Below are 16,334 nucleotides of genomic sequence, written 5' to 3'. Positions count from 1 at the left end.
GAAAACCGATTATTGGTTCATTGAATCAAAGAATTCATCATTATTTTTGGATGTTTTCAGCTTATCCACCAGGAACTCAACAGAATCTGTCACACCCATTGGTGTAAGAATACGACGAAGAACCCACATTTTACTGAGTGTTGCCTTATCGACCAGCAATTCTTCCTTACGTGTTCCGGATTTACTGATATCAATCGCAGGATAGGTACGTTTATCAGAAAGTTTACGGTCCAGAACGATTTCAGAGTTACCTGTACCTTTAAATTCTTCAAAGATCACTTCATCCATACGGCTACCAGTATCGATAAGAGCCGTGGAAATGATCGTGAGGCTACCACCTTCTTCGATGTTACGTGCAGCACCAAAGAAGCGTTTAGGACGCTGTAGGGCGTTCGCATCGACACCACCGGTCAAAACTTTACCTGAACTTGGAACAACAGTGTTGTACGCACGGGCAAGACGGGTAATTGAATCAAGAAGAATGACAACATCTTTTTTGTGTTCAACCAGACGTTTTGCTTTTTCCAGAACCATTTCAGTTACCTGAACGTGGCGATGAGCAGGTTCATCAAATGTTGAACTAACAACCTCACCTTTCACAGAACGTGCCATGTCTGTGACTTCTTCCGGACGTTCATCAATCAGAAGAACAATAAGGAAAACTTCGGGATGATTTGCTACAATCGACTGCGCTATATTCTGCATCAAGACGGTTTTACCGGTTCTTGGCGGCGCTACGATCAAAGCACGTTGACCTTTACCCAGTGGTGTCACCAGGTCAATCACGCGGGTCGTCATGTCTTTTTTGGTTGGATCATCAAGCTCAAGCTTGAGTTTTTCATCCGGATAAAGCGGTGTCAGGTTATCAAAATTGATTCTGTGTCGCGAAGATTCCGGCTGATCAAAATTAATCTGATTAACTTTTAACAGGGCGAAATAGCGTTCGCCATCTTTCGGTGCCCGAATTTGGCCCTCGACAGTATCCCCCGTTCTTAAACCAAAACGCCTTACCTGACTTGGGCTGACATAGATATCATCAGGTCCTGGCAGGTAATTTGATTCCGGCGCGCGGAGAAAACCAAACCCATCTTGTAAAATTTCCAAAACGCCCGAGCCAAAAATAGGCACATCGTTCTCAGCCATTTGTTTGAGGATGGCGAACATCATGTCCTGCTTACGCAGGGTGCTGGCGTTCTCTACTTCAAGTTCCTCTGCAAGCTTAAGAAGCTCTGCGGGACTTTTTACTTTGAGATCTTGTAAGTTCATATGATGGAAAAGTTTGGTTCAGTTAATAAATGAACGAGATGATAAGGATGCAACATACAAGTTAAGATTTATAAAAGGCTTCGTCATTATTTTCGACGATCCTCAAAGACCTGATATCCTGTTGCAATGTAAATCGGAGTAACGGGCTGTTGAAGTTGGCCCACGTTTGCTAGCGGGGTGAATTATAGTACCTCAAAAAGGAAGTCAAGTAAAAGAATTCTCTTTTGATTTAAATTTTACGCTTAAAACGGTTTAACAACTGCAAAAATCACGATCAAAATCATTAAAATCGTCGGAATTTCATTAGCATAGCGATAGAAACGCTCGCTTCTAGTGTTTTTGTCCACTTGGAAAGCTTTCATCCACTTTCCAGCCACTTCATGAAAAACAGTCAAGGCAATCAAGAAGGTAAATTTGCCGTGAAACCAGCCATCACTATAAGCTTCAATATTTAAAACCAGCAAAATACCAAAAAGCCAACTGGCCATCATTGCCGGGTTCATTATGAAGCGAAAAAGCTTCCGCTCCATAACTTTAAAGACCTCAGATCGTTCAGAGCCAACAGGAACTTGCGTATGATAGACAAAAATACGTGGAAGATAGAGCAATCCTGCCATCCACGAGATGACAGAAATAATATGCAGAGCCTTTATCCAGAGATATCCCTCGCCTAAAAATCCACCCATTTTTGACATTTCCTGTTTTAAATTCAGCCCCTGACGAGCTTTATCATTTTTTCGACATTCTCAATTGGTGTTTGCGGGACAATGCCATGGCCAAGATTGAAAATAAAGGGGCCACTGCTCAGATCACTCATAATGGTTTCAATGGATTTTTCCAATATTTCACCACCAGCAACAAGAACAAGAGGATCCAAATTCCCTTGGACAGTTACGTGAGATTGAATGTTATCTCTGGCCCAGGATGTCGACAAAGTCGTATCTAAACCCAAGGCATCAGCTCCGCTTTCTTTAGCAAAAACAGGATAACTGTCACCTACTCCCCTTGGAAAGAGAATAACCGGGACGTTTGGGTAAACTGATTTGATTCCAGCTATTATCTGTTTACAGGGTTCCAGACACCAACGACGCAAAGCAAATTCTGGCCAGACACCTGCCCAGGAATCAAAGATTTGGACAGTTTCTGCGCCACTCTCAATTTGTTTGATCAGATATCTCGTTGTTGCTTCCACGACGAGATTAATAATTCGGTCAAACTCTTCCGGTTTTGAATAAGCCCAGGTTTTTGCTTTTGCATAATCTTTGGAAGAACCACCTTCAATCATATAACTGGCGACAGTCCAGGGAGCTCCGGCAAAGCCGATTAAGGTTGTTTCTTTTGGAAGTTCTTCTTTCAGTCGACCAAGTGTTTCGTACATTGGTGCCAAGACCTGATGAAGGTTATCCATATTAAATTTTGATAGATCTTCTATGGAATCAAGAGGCTCTAGCTTTGGTCCCACACCTTCTTCAAACCATACTTTCTGACCTAAAGCATGGGGGATGACGAGGATATCACTAAACATGATTGATGCGTCGAACCCAAACCTACGAATGGGTTGAAGTGTAACTTCTACTGCAAGATCAGGTGTATAACAAAGATCTAGAAAGCCGTTCGCTGATGCCCTTGTTTTTCTGTATTCAGGTAAAAAACGACCTGCTTGTCTCATAAGCCATATAGGTGTGCGTTCTGTTTTTTCGCCTTTTAGCGCACGCATCATGAGTTTGTTTTCGGTTTTCACGATCTCTTTGAACCTCGCGTTAAGAGTTATCTCTATTAATATACTATATAATAGTAATTATTTGTTGTTGTTGTAGATCCCTGTGAATCACGAGGATTAGTCAGTTATTCATAACTTGTCCTCAAGCTTCAAGTCTTCAATTTAAATTTTTCGTGATTCCTGATTGTTCTGTGAATTTCATCGTGGATTGAAAATAGGGACTCGTTAACGAATCTCGGAGTCCTATTTTTTCCTTAATAACGTTAATTATGGGGATAACTTTTTCTTGTTTCGGAGTCCTTTTACAAGTTTTGCACAGGTGTGAGTATTGCAGCGAATTGTCGCATAAGACGAGGGAGTGACTTGGGGACAGCGTGTGTAAAAAAGGGGGATGTGGACAAATAGCTATAGTTATCCACAAAGTTTTACGCACTACCCCCAACTTTGTTCACATCTGAGGGGACGCTCCGAACAGTATTTTATCAAAAATAGTAAATTATTGTTTTTATTCGACTTGATGTTTGCCGAGTGTTTACCCGGGTGTTTATCGGGATGTTTTGGAAAAGGTGAACATTATTGTACGAGAAGTACGTTTTCTTTGAAGAAAATATGAAAATAGATTGCTTTCCCGTTCAGACAGGTTTCGTGTTTTGCACTTAATGTGTATGTATGAAGCACAATAAATGTGCTCAAAAGCCGAAAGGCAGGGCAAAAAATTCGGAAATAGATATGTCGCAGACCCATTTACACCTTGTTTCAGATTCCACAGGTGAAACAATTAATTCTGTCGCACGTGCTTGTATGGTGCAGTTTAACGTGGAAGAACCTATTGAACATGTCTGGAGTTTGATCAGAACCAAGGTTCAAATGGAAAAAGTTCTGCTTCAGATACGGCAAAAACCGGGACCGGTTCTTTTTACAGTTGTTAATCAAGAGCTTAGAGAGATTTTAATCCGAGAATGCCGTCGATTGGGGTTGCCTTCTATTCCTGTGCTTGATCCGGTTATTCATGCGCTTGCCAGTTATTTCAATTTAGAAATGTCGGGTAAACCCGGGCTGCAACACACACTGGATTCTGAATACTTCAATCGAATTGAAGCAATGAATTTTGCTTTGAACCACGATGATGGACAGTTACCGCAAAACCTTAATGATGCGGAGATTGTGTTGCTGGGGGTTTCCAGAACGTCAAAAACGCCGACCTGTATCTATCTGGCCAACCGGGGGTATAAAGCAGCGAATGTTCCTATCGTTCCGGGTTGCCCCTTGCCAAAAGAGTTGGAGACCCTCAGTAATCCTTTGGTTGTTGGTCTGACAAAAGACCCGGCAAGTCTGATGCAGATCCGTCGTAGTCGTTTAAAAATGATCTCAAATGAAGAAGAGACAGACTATGTTCACCTGGAATCTATTAAAGAAGAGGTGAAAATGGCGCGGAAATTTTGTAACGAGCATCGCTGGCCAATCATTGATGTGACTCGTCGGTCTATTGAAGAAACAGCTGCAACCATTATCAAACACTATCATCGTCATATGGGCATTGCCGATGAATAGGGTGATAGAACAGGAAAATTTGGATCAAACCCCTGTTATCCTTGCTTCGGCAAGTAAAGCGCGCGGGCTTCTTTTAAAAAATGCAGGGGTCCCACTCGCAGATTTACTGCCCGCCGCAATTGATGAGGATGAAGTTAAACAGTCCTTAAAATCAGAAGGCGCAACCGCCTTGCAAGTTGCGGAAACCCTTGCTGAACTTAAAGCACGTAAAATTTCTATGACCAATCCAAACTCTTTTGTCATTGGCGCAGACCAGATGCTGAACTGTAACGGGGTTTGGTTTGATAAACCAACAGACTTGGATCATGCCGCAGCTCATCTAAAGGCTTTATCCGGGAAAACCCATCAGTTGGAATGTTCGGTTTGTGTGGTGAAAAATGGCGAGAGGCTTTGGCACCATAACGAAACGGCTTCCCTGACGATGCGGGCTTTGCATGATGATTTTATTATTGCCTATTTGAATAGATTGGGGGATGAGGCCCTTTCTTCTGTTGGGGCGTATCAGCTAGAAGGTATTGGTGCGCAACTTTTCCATAAAATTCAGGGGGATTATTTTACAATCCTGGGGCTTCCACTTCTCCCTCTTCTCACATTTTTGCGACATAACAGGATTCTGGCTTAGATGATTCTTTCTGGTAAAGCCCGTTTGGCCGGGGTAATTGGTTGGCCTATTTCCCATTCAAAATCCCCGCGATTACATGGATATTGGCTGGAGAAACTGGGGATTGATGGAGCTTATCTGCCCCTTGCCATAGAACCTGAAAACTTTGAAGACGCTTTGCGTGGATTGATGTACTCCGGGTTTGGCGGTGTGAATGTCACCGTCCCGCACAAAGAAGCTGCGCTGAAGTTTTGTGATGAAGTTGATCCGTTAGCGAAACGAATTGGGGCTGTTAATACGATCGTTTTCAAAGACGGACGGTCTTATGGCTCTAATACTGATGCGTTTGGCTTCATTGAAAACTTGAGACAAGATGTTGAAAACACTGATTTCTCCCTTGATTTTTCTCTTGATTTTTTTGGGGCAAAAGCAGTTGTTCTGGGCGCTGGTGGTGCATCCCGTGGTGTTATCGTTGCCCTTCAGGATGCCGGCGTTAAAAATATCATTCTGGTTAACCGGACAAAAGAACGTGCTGAAGTTCTTGCTGCCGATTTATCATCAGGCGCAGATGGCATGATTACAGTTGCTGACTGGAAAGATCGTAATGAAGTGCTTAACGGATGTGATTTACTGGTAAACACGACGAGCCTTGGTATGGCAGGCCAACCACCATTGGAATTATCACTGGATAAATTGCCAAAATCCTGTGTGGTCACGGATATCGTTTATGCGCCTTTGGTCACCCCTCTTCTTGGTCTGGCCGAGAAAAGAGGAAATAAGATTGTGGATGGCCTCGGCATGTTGTTACATCAGGCGAGGCCGGGATTTGAGGCCTGGTTTGGTGAAAAACCAGAGGTAACAGAGGATCTGCGCAAGTTTGTCCTAGAGGGATAGTCTCAGGCTCTTGTCCAGATTTTGTTGTATCGAGAACGGATCGTTTTAATGCATGTTCTTGGACTTACGGGTTCTATTGGAATGGGGAAATCGACTGCTGCCAAGATGTTTCAGCGGCTGAAAGTACCTGTGCATGATGCAGATGCCACTGTTCATCGATTAATGAGTAAAAACGGGGCAGCAGTTAAAGAGATCTCTGATCTTTTTCCTGAAACGAAGACAAAAAACGGGATTGATCGCAAAAAGCTGGGGGATGCAGTATTTGGTCAGCCAGAAAAATTGAAACAGCTTGAAGCAATTCTACATCCCCTCGTCCGACAAAAGATGCATCGTTTTATCGACCGCTATGCCAGACAGAGAAGAGAACTGGTAGTTTTGGATATCCCGCTTCTTTTTGAAACAGGCGGAGACAGGTTTTGTGACAGCGTGCTTGTTGTTTCCTGTCCTAAATATATACAAGATCAGCGGGTTTTATCACGCAAGGGAATGACGGCAGAAAAGTATACCGGAATTTTACAAAAGCAGATGCCGGATATGGAAAAAAGGGCGCGAGCTGATTTTGTAATCAAATCAAATCAGGGAAGAAGACATTCTTTTCAACAGGTACAACAGATTGTTGAAAAGATGGGATCGAGTGATAAAAGAGCAAGTGGTACAAAAGACAGAAGGTTTTCTCCTCATCTGTCACTGGTATGCAAACAGTAACATTATACAAACACCAATCTGGGATTTAGATAGTTAATATGCGCGAAATTATTCTGGATACAGAAACGACAGGTTTTAAGCCTGAAGAAGGTCATCGTATTGTTGAGATCGGGTGTTTGGAAGTTTATCAAAACCTACCAACGGGTAAGTCATTACAGCTCTACATAAATCCAGAACGTGATATGCCCGAGGGGGCTTTCAAAGTTCACGGTATTAGTGAAGAATTTCTGGCCGACAAACCTGTTTTTGTTGATGTCGTTGATGAATTTTTGGAATTTATCGGCGAAGATCCTCTGGTGATCCACAACGCGCCTTTTGATATGAAGTTCCTCAACTCGGAACTCAAATGGGCGGGGCGACCAAACCTGAAGAACAAACCAATTGATACGGTGGTGATTGCCAGAGAGCTTTTCCCGGGATCACCAGTTAATCTGGATGCTTTGTGTCGTCGATTTGAAATTGATAACTCGTCGCGTACCTATCACGGCGCCTTGTTGGATTGTGAGCTTCTTGCAGAGGTATATCTGGAACTTCGGGGCGGGCGACAACACGGGTTTGACCTTGGCGCAAAAAAAGCGGCTTCTTCTGCAAATGGTAGCGATCAGAGACAAGGTATAAATAGAACCAAGACAGGCAAGAAGGTGCGTGAGGCAAGACCTCATTCTATCCCAGAAGACGAACTGGCCGCACATAGTGCTATGCTTGAGCTTTTAAGCGATCCAATCTGGAAAAAATAAAAAAGGGTAGCAGAAGCCACCCTTTTAAAGAAACCTATGTCAGAAGACTTAGGCGTCTGCTGTTGTCTCGTCTTTTGCCATTTCAGCGTTTGCTTCGGCAGCAGCAGCTTCGCTTTTGCGTTGCATGAACATCTGATGGAAATCAATTGGGTTCATGATCAATGGCGGGAAACCACCGTCTCTTGTAATGTCAGCTACGATGTTACGTGCGAACGGGAAGAGATAACGGGGTGATTCGACCATTAACAATAGCTCTACGATCTGTGCTTCAAGGCCTTCGGCAAGGGTGACAACCCCACCGTAATCAAGTTCAACCATGAAAGCAGTCTTGTCGTCGATTGTTGCTGAACCGCGAATGTTCAGAACAACTTCGTAGGCTGTGTCGGAAAGCTGTGTCGGAGTGACATCAACATTGATGTCCAGCTGAGGTGCCTTTTCTGACATCATTGGGTAGATCATCGGTGAATTTGGATTTTCGAATGATAAATCCTTGATGAACTGCATTTTGATAACCAGCGGCTGTTGCTGGGCGGTTGTTTCTTCAGCCATAAAAAGCTCCCTAAATGTTTGCCTGATTGGCTAGCATGCTTTGAAGGCCTGAACAACCGACGATTAGGCTAGATATTAAAAATTCATATTCAATTATGCTCTGAAGTGGCAATAAAGCACTATGCTAGGTGGATAGGGAAGCAAGGGGAGTTTTGGTTTTATCCCGATAATCAGAAGCATTTAGTCTGAGATAGATTTCAGCAATCCCCAAATTAATGAGCCAACTTGCCCAGGAAAGAGCAATATAGCCTGTATCGAACTCGTATCCGAGGGCGGGGGCGATAGGTAACCCCAACCTAAGAGTTACAGCCGCAGCTGTAAGCGCAAAGGATCTGAGCATCCATCTGCTGTGTGCCTTAAACTGTCGATTTCTTGCACAGATATATCCCTTCCCGGTTATAAAGAGCCAAACAACCGAGAGCAGTGCAAACCCGGCAATAGCAATCGGACCATACTCTGAAGACCATGCGATGAAAAAACCACCGATACCGCCGATGAGAACAGCAATCATATAAACGCGCCCCGACCAACGATGTAGTTTGGGAAATTTGCTTCTAAGGCTGGTTACGAACTGCCAGGGGCCAATAAGAAGCGCGGTTAGACTGCCGGTTACATGTGCAAGGAAAGCTGTTTTGTGGTTGATATAGTTCTCTAAAATTTCCGGGGCTACGTGGGGTGGGTTTGGGAGCAGAAACCGCAGGGATAAAAGAGAGATTGCAGTTGCTGATAGCATAATAAAGAGCCAGAACCCTTTTTAGCGAGGGAGTGCAACGTCATTATTTTACCCAATCTCTATTGATCATTCTGATGGTTTTAGTTTTTAGCAGTCCAAAGGAAAGAGCGGCCTGTTTTTCTTGATGCCAATTATTTTGAATAGATCTGGATATTATACCACTGCATATTTATTATAATTAACATGCATAAAATTCATAATGTTAATATTGATCTGAATCTTTTGAAGATTTTTAACGCGATCTATTCGGAAAGGAGTATTTCGCGTGCAGCTGAACACCTTGGTATGTCGCAATCAGCTGTAAGTCATGCACTGCAAAGATTAAGACATGCACTGGATGACCCCCTTTTTATCCGCTCTAAAAATGGCGTTGATCCAACGGCACGATCTGATGAGATAGCAGAGCCGGTTTTTCAGGCTATTTTGCAGATAAATGGTGTCATAACACGGCCATCAAGTTTTGAGCCTCGGACTTCTGACCGCATTTTTCATTTTGGCCTTCCCGATCATGCGGTTGCGCGTTATGCACCGCTTATCCTTGATAGGTTTGCCAAAGAAGCCCCTAATCTGTCGATCAGTCTGTATCCTCATCCTATTCAACAACTTATAGAGATGATGGAAAATAATAGACTGGATATGGCCGCAGCTGTCTATCACAGTCCGCCGGCACGGTTTCGGACCTTAAAGCTATTTAAAAGCCACCACGTTGTGATTGCAGCAAAAGATCACCCTTTTATTCAGGGGCAGCTTAGCCTGAATGATTATAAAAAAGCGCGGCATTTAGTGTTTTCGAACGATGGCAACAGGCATTCATATCTGGATGACATTCTTTTACCGCTTGGTGTCGAGCGTAATATTGCGGCAACGATAGCATCGCATATGGCAAGTCCGATTATCGTATCAAACAGTGATCTAATTGCGACGACAACGATGGAACTGGTGCAGCCTTTTCTCGAACGCTATGAGCTTCAGGTTTTTGAGACACCTTTTCCTGTGGGGGATGTGGATATCAAGCTGATCTGGCATCAACGCCATGATCGAGACCCGGCACATCAATGGATGCGTCAGCTTACACAGGATATAACCCGTGATGTTTGATCGGGGCGTGTTTATGTCCGTTACTTTGTAGAGGCAGCAGTATCAATTGAGAGAGATTGTAAATCTATATTAAGGATGGCACCGTTATCTATTTCCTGACCTGTTAAGCCACGAATAAAGGCCCAATGACTGACGACCAGCGTTTTTGACCAATCCTCGAGTGGGAGCATCTTTTGCTGAAACTCTTGGCCCCTCAATTTTACCTGATGTTCCGTTTCATTTAAATCGGGCCACCAGCATTCTGATAGATGTTGAAAATCCAGATGTGGCCATTCCCGGGATAACTTTGATGACGGGGACCCAATATCACAGGAAAAGAAGGCGTGTTCGCGGACGAGTGCTTCAATCTGAACAGGTAAGTTCAGGATATCACTGACGATTTCAGCGGTTTGAAGCGTTCTTGTATAGGGACTTGCCAAAATTTTGGTTATGTCTTTATCTCTTAGGTGCTGGGCAGCGGTATGAATTTGTGCCCGACCTTCATCAGTTAATTCCGGATCCGGAATGTTAGGATCAATACGCGTTTTAGCATAGGTCACGTTAAACTCGGATTGTCCGTGTCTGAGAAGATACATTTTTTATCCCGTTTGTTAGATCTTACGCTTTCCTATCTGGTAAAAGAGGATTGTGATCACCAGTTACAAAGACAGAGAATATACAGAGATTGGAATCTTGAAAACCAAATAGCACTATTTAATGAAATGGGACTACTTGGTGTTACAGATGTTGTTTTCGGGGTTTTATAAAGAAAAATGCATATCAGGGGATACAATTTATGCTTATCAAAACACCTCTTTGCGATTTCGGATGGTCTGCACCTGATTTTAAATTACCGGATCTCGACGGCCAATTAATCAGCCTTGATGACGTAAGAGGAGAAAACGGTACGTTAGTCGCGTTTATCTGTAATCACTGCCCTTATGTGAAAGCAATAATTGGGGATTTGGTGGCCGATGCTAACAAGTTACAGGACGAGGGTATTGGTGTTGCCATGATCATGTCTAATGATTACCAAAATTACCCAGATGATTCCCCTGAAAACATGAAAAGGTTCGCCAGAGATAACGATTTTAGCTTTCCTTATCTATTGGATGAAAGCCAGAACGTTGCGCGGGCTTATGATGCTGTTTGTACACCGGATTTTTTCGGTTTTGATTCCAAAGATGGTTTGCAATACCGGGGTCGTTTGAACGCATCGACCGCGCAGATAGTCCCTAATGCAAGACCTGAACTTCTGGAAGCCATGCTCGGCGTTGCGGAACATGGTCAAGGACCTGCGGAACAGATTGCTTCTATGGGATGTTCGATAAAGTGGCGATAAGGATTAAGCGAGGTTAATTCAAACGATCTTTATCGCTTTCGGTGACGTCTTGATAATCACCATCGATGACGGTGTCATCATTCTTATTCCAGGAACCTGCCTTGCCAAATGGTGATTGTCCGCCTGACTGTTGCGGGTTGGAAAACCCTTGGTCTCGAAAATTTTGATTTTGGAAACCCTGGCTTTGGAATTTGGAATTTTGCAAACCGTGAGAAATTCTTTTTCCCAATGTATTTCGCATTAGTTCTCTTACAGGAGGAATAAGAAGAGCAAAACCGATACTATCTGTAACAAAGCCCGGGGTCAGTAAAAGAGCTCCGGCAGCAAGAAGACACAGGCCATCAAACAGCTCTCTGGCCGGTACAGCGCCCTGGTTAAGCTGTTTTTGGGCATTCGCGAGCGTTGCGATACCCTGATGACGCAACATTCCGGTGCCGATGACCGCAGTTAAAATGATTAAACCAATCGTGCTCCAAAGGCCGATTTGATCGCCAACTTGTATCAAAACCGCGATTTCCAACAGTGGAATACCGATAAAAAGAATAAGGAAAACAATTCCCATACTTGCTCTTTCTTAAGCACTTGCCTATTTAATCTATATTAAGTGATTATGAATATAGTGATTAATGTCGTTTCTCACTAGTAGCTGATCGATATTTATTGAATCAAATCATATATGGGTAGCAACTTGCCTTTTTTCGATATCATTCTTCTTGCTGCGGTTGCAGTTTTCCTCGTCCTCAGACTTCGCAGTACGCTTGGTAAGCGCACAGGCTTTGATGAAAAGCCTGATCATGATCCCTTTCAGGATCGTGCAGAAAACGACAATGTCGTTAATTTACCAAATCGTGAAGACAGACATAGCGACGATTCACAATTTCTGGATTCTAACGATAAGCCGAATAAAGAAATCCGTACGGGTTCTTTGCATGGCGGAAAAGTCGCGTTAGATGTTCTGCCTTCTGATTCTGCTTTGGCCGAAGGGCTGTCAGCTATCCAGATGTCAGATCGGTCTTTTGACCCGGCGGAATTTGTCCAAGGCGCGGGGGCTGCGTTCGAAATGATCATTGGGTCTTTTGCTGACGGAGATACAAAAACCCTTCGTAATCTATTGGATGATGAAGTCTACCATGATTTCAAATCAGCTATTGATGAACGGGAAGCCCTGAAACAAACGCATGAAACCGTTATGGTTGGCATTAATGATGTGGATATTATTGAAGCTGAAATGTCAGGACGTCATGCTGTTGTTACCGTCAAGTTCGTATCAGAACAGGTTAATGTGACCCGTGATGCAGATGGTAATACTGTTTCTGGTGATTCAAATCACGTTGCCAAGGTTACCGATATCTGGACCTTTACCCGTGATACAAGAAGTAAAGACCCAAATTGGTTACTGGTGGAAACGCGTAGTCCCAATTAAGCTTCTACACAGGTTTAATCTTTGATGACGGGCTATCAGCTTATTTGGTAGCCATGGGGGTGGCTTTGCAGATTTCTTCGCGATTTGTTTCGACTCAAGGTTCGACTAAAGGACAGAAGTTTTTCAGAAAATTATTGCTGGTTTCTTTACCCGTTGCGGCGGTTTCGTTAGCCAGTTGTGATCAAGCGGCGAAACCCCCTGCCCCCAGCATAACAGCCGAAGAAAATCTGACCCTGAGCCCTGTTGGGTACGAAGCTCTGCCGGGCTGGCATGATGACGAACTGTTCAAAGCCTATCCGGCGCTGGAAAGAAGCTGTGCTCGATATCAAAAATGGCCGGATGCTAAAAAGGTAGGGCCAGAAGGCATTGCTGGCACAGCTGCAGACTGGAAAGCGTTGTGTGACGATCTGCAACTTTTTATGTCCAACCCGGATAACCACAGTGATTTTGGTGTTTGGCTGCAAGAAAATCTGACGCCGTACCATGTTAAGAATAACGCAGAGCCGGAAGGTCTTTTCACTGGCTACTACGAAGCTGAATTAAACGGATCTTTTACCAAAGACGAGACCTACAAATATCCCCTTTATGATGTGCCATCCGATCTGGTCTCTGTTCGTTTGAGCGATTTTGATAAGGAGCTCAAAGGAACGACCATAGTTGGAAAGGTCAAAGGCAATCGACTGGTGCCTTATCATAACCGCACCGAGATTGATGATGGCGCCCTTGAGAACCAAAACCTGGAAGTGATCTGGTCTGATGATCCAGTGGATGTGTTTTTCCTTCATGTACAGGGATCTGGTCGGGTAAAAATGCCGAATGGTCAGGTTGTTCGTGTAGGATATGCAGGGAACAACGGGCATAAATTCTATGCTATTGGTCGGGCGTTGATTGACGAAAAGATTATCCCTCGTGATCAGATGTCTATGCAGTCCATCAGGACGTGGCTTAGGGAAAACCCTGAAAAAGCCAACGAACTTATGCAGCGGAATAATAGATTTATTTTTTTCCGGAAAATAGAAGGCGATGGACCTATTGGCGCAATGGGTGTTCCCCTGACGCCTGAGCGTTCCCTTGCGGTTGATCCTCGTCATATGCCCCTTGGCGTCCCCCTGTGGCTAGATACTACATGGCCCGGCACGCAAAGGCCTTTGCAGAGGCTTATGGTTGCTCAGGATACGGGGAGTGCCATTCGTGGCCCTGTAAGGGGAGATTTCTTTTGGGGCCCGGGTGAACCTGCTTTGGCTCAGGCTGGTAAAATGAAACAAAAGGGGCAGTATTACCTGCTGCTTCCAAAGACGGTTTTACCAAAAAATATTTCGTCATAACGATTCTGGGCGGAACACGTAAGTGGCTAAGGTAAAGCGTACTCTTTTGAGCGAAATAACAGAGAAGATACTTGCAATTTTCAGGTAACTTGATTACCTCCGCATCAATTGCGCGTACCAAACAGTATAATTGGCGCAAGAAGAGACAACTAGAGTCTCCCTATTATTCCGGTGATACTGCGTGGCCAAAAAAGATAAAAATATATCTTCCAAAGCAAAGGATTCCGATCTCTGGCGCTCTGTCGCGACGACAGTTAAGCCTCTGGAGAACAGGGATTATTTTGTCTTTGGCCGCGCTTTGCCTCAGCCGGAATTTGATCCAGATCATATCGAAGCCGATATTCCAAATCTGAAAGAAGATTTGCCGTTTAAGTCCTATCGCAATGCCCCAGCGACCCCAAGGCCCAGTAAGAAGAAGCAAAGTCCTGGTCCCCTGAGCCACGGGCAAGTTGAAAACATGGATCGACGGCAGGCTGAGCGTTTTATAAAGGGAAAACTCCCTATGGAGGCCGTGCTGGATCTGCACGGACAGACACAGGCTCAGGCGCAGACTTCTCTGGAACGTTTTATCAGGGACTGCCGTGCGCGAGATTTGCGTAATGTGATAGTGATCACCGGTAAGGGATCGGGACCGCAGTCACAGGGTGTTTTGAAATCCATGGTGCCTTATTGGTTGAATGAAGAACCAAATCGCAGCGCTATTTTGGCCTTCAGCCATGCCAAACATTATCATGGTGGCAGCGGTGCATTATATGTTCTCTTGAAAAGACGGCGAGAAAGTTAGAGACTGTTCACTCGATACATCGCTGTAATTGTTATATAATGTTTACATGACACCCTTTGGACACAAGCTGCGCGAAATTCGGGCAGAGCGTAATATTACCCTCAAGGACATGGCAAAAGGCCTTGGCGTTTCGTCTGCTTACCTATCGTCCATTGAACACGGGCACCGGGGGCAGCCAAGCCGTCGCTTTGTGCACCGGGTCTGTCAGTATCTCAATATTATCTGGGATGACGCAGAAGAGCTGGAAGAGTTAGCGATAAGATCTGATCCCAAAGTGTCGGTTAACACAGCAGGATTATCGCCAAAAGCCACTTACTTTGCGAATTGTCTCGCTGAAAAAATATCGACGCTGGAGGATGAACAAATCGAAGCCATGATGAAGGTTATGGGCAAAGAGTTTGATGACAACCTGGACTCTTCTTCTGAGTAGCAGATTTCCAAATTTAATATGGGCATTTTCATCTTCAGGGTTTAAAAAAGGCGCTCAGAAGCGCCCTTTGCTGTGATTAAATCTTTTTAGATTCAAAATATTCAAACATTACGTTACTCAGCTACTTCGCGTTTGGGCAGTTTCCAATTTGGTCGCGGGAAATGGCAGGTATAACCATTTGGTACGCGTTCCAGATAGTCCTGATGTTCGACTTCTGCTTCCCAAAAATCACTGGCGGGTTCAACTTCCGTTACGACCTTTCCGGGCCATAGACCACTGGCATCGACATCGGCAATGGTATCAATGGCGACTTGTCGTTGAACATCATTGGTATAGTAAATGGCGGAACGATAGGACTCGCCGCGATCATTTCCTTGCCGGTTGGGTGTGGAGGGATCATGGATTTGGAAAAAGAATTCCAGAAGCTGTCGGTAAGAAATCTGCGCGGGATTGAACAAAATCTCAATGCCTTCGGCATGGGTACCGTGATTGCGGTAGGTCGCATTCTCAACATCACCGCCTGTATAACCGACCCGGGTTTCTTCCACACCGGGAAGCTTTCTGATTAAATCCTGCATGCCCCAAAAACAGCCGCCGGCCAATATAGCTTTTTCAGTCATCTATACGTCCTCTACCTGATCTATATATTCACCGTAACCTTCTGCTTCCATTTGACTTTTAGCAATGAATTTCAGTGAAGCAGAATTAATGCAGTATCTCAGGCCACCTTTGTCTGTTGGCCCATCGGTAAAAACATGGCCCAAATGGCTATCGCCGTGCTTGGATCTTACCTCCACGCGTTCCATTCCGTGGGTACTATCTCTCAGTTCAGCAACGTGTGCAGGAACAATTGGTTTGGTAAAGCTTGGCCACCCACAATGACTTTCATATTTGTCGGATGAGGCAAAAAGGGGTTCGCCTGAGACAATATCCACATAGATACCAACCTCTTTGTTTTCCAGATACTCGCCAGTATAGGGCCGTTCCGTTCCATTTTCCTGCGTCACCCGGTATTGTTCGGGGGTCAGCTGTGCGATTGCCTCTTGATTTTTTTTATAGGTCTTCATGGCAACAAGATCCTTTTATCATCATTTCTTATTGGAATATGGGGCGTGTGGGCCGTAAATGCCAAGTGTTCCAGCCATAAACTTTATGTGAAGAGAAAATTACGGAGAACTATCTATCAAGAGTTTGTAC

The 16,334-nt window shown here is 44.3% G+C and carries 20 protein-coding genes; 11 read left to right on the top strand and 9 right to left on the bottom strand.

Annotation, left to right across the window (positions count from 1 at the left end):
- Window positions 1–9: 9 nt before the first annotated feature.
- The 3 genes from rho to hemE all read right to left on the bottom strand — a co-directional run bounded on the left by rho (window position 10) and on the right by hemE (window position 3,007).
- Complete coding sequence (rho, locus tag BKB51_RS13110) at window positions 10–1,266, bottom strand: transcription termination factor Rho (protein ID WP_047764081.1); 1,257 nt, start codon at window positions 1,264–1,266, stop codon at window positions 10–12.
- A gap of 242 nt (window positions 1,267–1,508) precedes the next feature.
- On the bottom strand, window positions 1,509–1,952 hold the full coding sequence (gene hemJ / locus BKB51_RS13105) for a protoporphyrinogen oxidase HemJ (RefSeq protein WP_085901554.1): 444 nt from the start codon (window positions 1,950–1,952) through the stop codon (window positions 1,509–1,511).
- A gap of 23 nt (window positions 1,953–1,975) precedes the next feature.
- Window positions 1,976–3,007: a uroporphyrinogen decarboxylase gene (gene hemE, locus BKB51_RS13100; protein ID WP_085901553.1), complete on the bottom strand. Its 1,032-nt coding sequence runs from the start codon at window positions 3,005–3,007 to the stop codon at window positions 1,976–1,978.
- Between the two features lie 708 nt (window positions 3,008–3,715).
- Between hemE and BKB51_RS13095 the strand changes: the two genes are divergently transcribed.
- The 5 genes from BKB51_RS13095 to dnaQ are packed head-to-tail and all read left to right on the top strand — an operon-like array spanning window position 3,716 to window position 7,474.
- The gene (locus BKB51_RS13095; protein ID WP_085901552.1) at window positions 3,716–4,537 is read left to right on the top strand and encodes a pyruvate, water dikinase regulatory protein; all 822 of its coding nucleotides are present in this window, start codon (window positions 3,716–3,718) and stop codon (window positions 4,535–4,537) included.
- Window positions 4,530–5,159 (top strand): Maf family protein, encoded by a 630-nt coding sequence (locus BKB51_RS13090; protein ID WP_085901551.1) that lies wholly within the window; start codon window positions 4,530–4,532, stop codon window positions 5,157–5,159. Before BKB51_RS13095 ends, BKB51_RS13090 begins: the two co-directional genes overlap by 8 nt.
- On the top strand, window positions 5,160–6,032 hold the full coding sequence (locus tag BKB51_RS13085; protein WP_085901550.1) for a shikimate dehydrogenase: 873 nt from the start codon (window positions 5,160–5,162) through the stop codon (window positions 6,030–6,032). It begins immediately after the preceding gene.
- A gap of 48 nt (window positions 6,033–6,080) precedes the next feature.
- Window positions 6,081–6,737, top strand: a complete 657-nt coding sequence (gene coaE / locus BKB51_RS13080) for a dephospho-CoA kinase (protein ID WP_085901549.1) — start codon at window positions 6,081–6,083, stop codon at window positions 6,735–6,737.
- 38 nt (window positions 6,738–6,775) lie between these two features.
- A complete protein-coding gene (gene dnaQ / locus BKB51_RS13075; RefSeq protein ID WP_085901548.1) occupies window positions 6,776–7,474 on the top strand; it encodes a DNA polymerase III subunit epsilon in 699 nt (232 codons plus the stop codon).
- A gap of 48 nt (window positions 7,475–7,522) precedes the next feature.
- Here the strand turns inward: dnaQ and secB are convergent, their stop codons facing one another.
- Both secB and BKB51_RS13065 read right to left on the bottom strand, forming a co-directional pair.
- Window positions 7,523–8,023: a protein-export chaperone SecB gene (gene secB, locus BKB51_RS13070; protein ID WP_085901547.1), complete on the bottom strand. Its 501-nt coding sequence runs from the start codon at window positions 8,021–8,023 to the stop codon at window positions 7,523–7,525.
- 124 nt (window positions 8,024–8,147) lie between these two features.
- The gene (locus BKB51_RS13065; RefSeq protein ID WP_085901546.1) at window positions 8,148–8,756 is read right to left on the bottom strand and encodes a DUF2306 domain-containing protein; all 609 of its coding nucleotides are present in this window, start codon (window positions 8,754–8,756) and stop codon (window positions 8,148–8,150) included.
- 183 nt (window positions 8,757–8,939) lie between these two features.
- Here BKB51_RS13065 and BKB51_RS13060 point away from each other — a divergent pair, with 183 nt between their 5' ends.
- Window positions 8,940–9,854 (top strand): LysR family transcriptional regulator, encoded by a 915-nt coding sequence (locus tag BKB51_RS13060; RefSeq protein ID WP_085901545.1) that lies wholly within the window; start codon window positions 8,940–8,942, stop codon window positions 9,852–9,854.
- Between the two features lie 20 nt (window positions 9,855–9,874).
- On the opposite strand, the gene BKB51_RS13055 is transcribed toward BKB51_RS13060, so the two are convergent.
- Complete coding sequence (locus BKB51_RS13055) at window positions 9,875–10,429, bottom strand: histidine phosphatase family protein (RefSeq protein WP_085901544.1); 555 nt, start codon at window positions 10,427–10,429, stop codon at window positions 9,875–9,877.
- A 200-nt stretch (window positions 10,430–10,629) separates the two neighbouring features.
- Between BKB51_RS13055 and BKB51_RS13050 the strand changes: the two genes are divergently transcribed.
- Window positions 10,630–11,175, top strand: a complete 546-nt coding sequence (locus BKB51_RS13050; protein WP_085901543.1) for a thioredoxin family protein — start codon at window positions 10,630–10,632, stop codon at window positions 11,173–11,175.
- 13 nt (window positions 11,176–11,188) lie between these two features.
- On the opposite strand, the gene BKB51_RS13045 is transcribed toward BKB51_RS13050, so the two are convergent.
- Window positions 11,189–11,737: an FxsA family protein gene (locus tag BKB51_RS13045; RefSeq protein ID WP_085901542.1), complete on the bottom strand. Its 549-nt coding sequence runs from the start codon at window positions 11,735–11,737 to the stop codon at window positions 11,189–11,191.
- A gap of 126 nt (window positions 11,738–11,863) precedes the next feature.
- Between BKB51_RS13045 and BKB51_RS13040 the strand changes: the two genes are divergently transcribed.
- The 4 genes from BKB51_RS13040 to BKB51_RS13025 all read left to right on the top strand — a co-directional run bounded on the left by BKB51_RS13040 (window position 11,864) and on the right by BKB51_RS13025 (window position 15,137).
- Window positions 11,864–12,598, top strand: a complete 735-nt coding sequence (locus BKB51_RS13040; protein ID WP_198946737.1) for a Tim44/TimA family putative adaptor protein — start codon at window positions 11,864–11,866, stop codon at window positions 12,596–12,598.
- A gap of 65 nt (window positions 12,599–12,663) precedes the next feature.
- Window positions 12,664–13,923 carry a murein transglycosylase A gene (gene mltA / locus BKB51_RS13035; RefSeq protein WP_218044035.1) on the top strand — a complete coding sequence of 420 codons (1,260 nt, stop codon included), beginning with the start codon at window positions 12,664–12,666 and terminating at the stop codon, window positions 13,921–13,923.
- Between the two features lie 181 nt (window positions 13,924–14,104).
- Window positions 14,105–14,707 carry a Smr/MutS family protein gene (locus BKB51_RS13030; protein WP_085901539.1) on the top strand — a complete coding sequence of 201 codons (603 nt, stop codon included), beginning with the start codon at window positions 14,105–14,107 and terminating at the stop codon, window positions 14,705–14,707.
- Between the two features lie 46 nt (window positions 14,708–14,753).
- Window positions 14,754–15,137: a helix-turn-helix domain-containing protein gene (locus BKB51_RS13025; protein ID WP_085901538.1), complete on the top strand. Its 384-nt coding sequence runs from the start codon at window positions 14,754–14,756 to the stop codon at window positions 15,135–15,137.
- Window positions 15,138–15,250: 113 nt separating this feature from the next.
- Here BKB51_RS13025 and msrA read toward each other — a convergent pair whose 3' ends face one another.
- A complete protein-coding gene (gene msrA, locus BKB51_RS13020; protein ID WP_085901537.1) occupies window positions 15,251–15,757 on the bottom strand; it encodes a peptide-methionine (S)-S-oxide reductase MsrA in 507 nt (168 codons plus the stop codon).
- A complete protein-coding gene (gene msrB, locus BKB51_RS13015) occupies window positions 15,758–16,204 on the bottom strand; it encodes a peptide-methionine (R)-S-oxide reductase MsrB (protein WP_085901536.1) in 447 nt (148 codons plus the stop codon).
- Window positions 16,205–16,334 lie beyond the last annotated feature (130 nt).

This window comes from Kiloniella majae (assembly GCF_002118315.1).
Taxonomy (GTDB): domain Bacteria; phylum Pseudomonadota; class Alphaproteobacteria; order Kiloniellales; family Kiloniellaceae; genus Kiloniella; species Kiloniella majae.
Note: the sequence above shows the minus strand (reverse complement) of the source record. Positions and strands in the feature narration are given on the sequence as shown.

Bases quoted from the DNA above. Each gene is read 5' to 3' on its own strand.
- BKB51_RS13050 (WP_085901543.1), top strand. From the start codon at position 10,630: ATGCTTATCAAAACACCTCTTTGCGATTTCGGATGGTCTGCACCTGAT.
- hemJ (WP_085901554.1), bottom strand. From the start codon at position 1,952: ATGGGTGGATTTTTAGGCGAGGGATATCTCTGGATAAAGGCTCTGCAT.
- secB (WP_085901547.1), bottom strand. From the start codon at position 8,023: ATGGCTGAAGAAACAACCGCCCAGCAACAGCCGCTGGTTATCAAAATG.
- BKB51_RS13065 (WP_085901546.1), bottom strand. From the start codon at position 8,756: ATGCTATCAGCAACTGCAATCTCTCTTTTATCCCTGCGGTTTCTGCTC.
- BKB51_RS13085 (WP_085901550.1), top strand. From the start codon at position 5,160: ATGATTCTTTCTGGTAAAGCCCGTTTGGCCGGGGTAATTGGTTGGCCT.
- dnaQ (WP_085901548.1), top strand. From the start codon at position 6,776: ATGCGCGAAATTATTCTGGATACAGAAACGACAGGTTTTAAGCCTGAA.
- msrB (WP_085901536.1), bottom strand. From the start codon at position 16,204: ATGAAGACCTATAAAAAAAATCAAGAGGCAATCGCACAGCTGACCCCC.
- coaE (WP_085901549.1), top strand. From the start codon at position 6,081: ATGCATGTTCTTGGACTTACGGGTTCTATTGGAATGGGGAAATCGACT.
- msrA (WP_085901537.1), bottom strand. From the start codon at position 15,757: ATGACTGAAAAAGCTATATTGGCCGGCGGCTGTTTTTGGGGCATGCAG.
- BKB51_RS13060 (WP_085901545.1), top strand. From the start codon at position 8,940: ATGCATAAAATTCATAATGTTAATATTGATCTGAATCTTTTGAAGATT.
- BKB51_RS13095 (WP_085901552.1), top strand. From the start codon at position 3,716: ATGTCGCAGACCCATTTACACCTTGTTTCAGATTCCACAGGTGAAACA.
- rho (WP_047764081.1), bottom strand. From the start codon at position 1,266: ATGAACTTACAAGATCTCAAAGTAAAAAGTCCCGCAGAGCTTCTTAAG.
- BKB51_RS13055 (WP_085901544.1), bottom strand. From the start codon at position 10,429: ATGTATCTTCTCAGACACGGACAATCCGAGTTTAACGTGACCTATGCT.
- BKB51_RS13045 (WP_085901542.1), bottom strand. From the start codon at position 11,737: ATGGGAATTGTTTTCCTTATTCTTTTTATCGGTATTCCACTGTTGGAA.
- BKB51_RS13090 (WP_085901551.1), top strand. From the start codon at position 4,530: ATGAATAGGGTGATAGAACAGGAAAATTTGGATCAAACCCCTGTTATC.
- BKB51_RS13025 (WP_085901538.1), top strand. From the start codon at position 14,754: ATGACACCCTTTGGACACAAGCTGCGCGAAATTCGGGCAGAGCGTAAT.